The following is a 721-nucleotide window of genomic DNA, read 5'->3' on the forward strand; positions in this document are numbered from 1 at the left end:
GACCGGGATATTCATAGGCCGACGACAGCAGCGCGCCGCGTTGGGTATTGAGTTGATCGATCAGCGCATCAATGGCGGCATCGAACGGAACATCGGTGATCGTGCGGGTGATGGTAACACCGCCGTTCGTCGTATAGACGAACGGAACAGACGTTTTTCGACATGGTAGAGAGGCCCTTTTTCGCAAAAAACGGTTAAACGAGGGATAGCGCGCTTAACCGCGACGCCATCGGCCCATACACCATTGCGCGACCTTCACCACGTCAGCGTTCCCATCAATAACTTGCTATCGACGCAGCATCGATAGAGGCCTATACCCCTAGCATCGACCGGCCCGGCGGACAAGTGCGGTTTCATGCGCCGTTTCACGAACATTCGTTTTTGAATATCGCTTGACTCATCGGTGTTACTCGATATTGTGCCCTCCTCTTTGGGCGATCCATTATTAGGACCGAGCGACATGGCAAAGCCAACTTCCCTGCTGATCAAGCTGGTTAGCACCGCGGACACGGGCTTCTACTACGTGACTAAGAAGAACCCGCGTAAGACCACGAACAAACTGGAACTCAAGAAGTATGATCCGGTCGTGCGTAAGCACGTCGTGTTCCGCGAAGCGAAAATTAAGTAGTTTAAGCTGGTCACGCAGCTTAAAATCGAAAGCGCCGGTCTTGTACCGGCGCTTTTCGTTTGGGGGTTAGGATAGAATGCGGGCGTAAAAAAG

At 52.8% G+C, this 721-nt stretch carries 2 protein-coding genes; one reads left to right on the top strand and one right to left on the bottom strand.

What is annotated here, in order from left to right:
* Nucleotides 1-187 (bottom strand): hypothetical protein (locus tag VZ95_RS21110; protein ID WP_045777623.1); only part of this gene is annotated, 187 nt, incomplete at its 3' end.
* A gap of 273 nt (nt 188-460) precedes the next feature.
* On the opposite strand from VZ95_RS21110, the gene rpmG reads away from it, so the two are divergent.
* On the top strand, nt 461-628 hold the full coding sequence (rpmG, locus tag VZ95_RS21115) for a 50S ribosomal protein L33 (RefSeq protein WP_045777624.1): 168 nt from the start codon (nt 461-463) through the stop codon (nt 626-628).
* The last annotated feature ends 93 nt before the right edge of the window (nt 629-721 follow it).

The organism is Elstera litoralis (genome assembly GCF_000963705.1).
Taxonomy (GTDB): domain Bacteria; phylum Pseudomonadota; class Alphaproteobacteria; order Elsterales; family Elsteraceae; genus Elstera; species Elstera litoralis.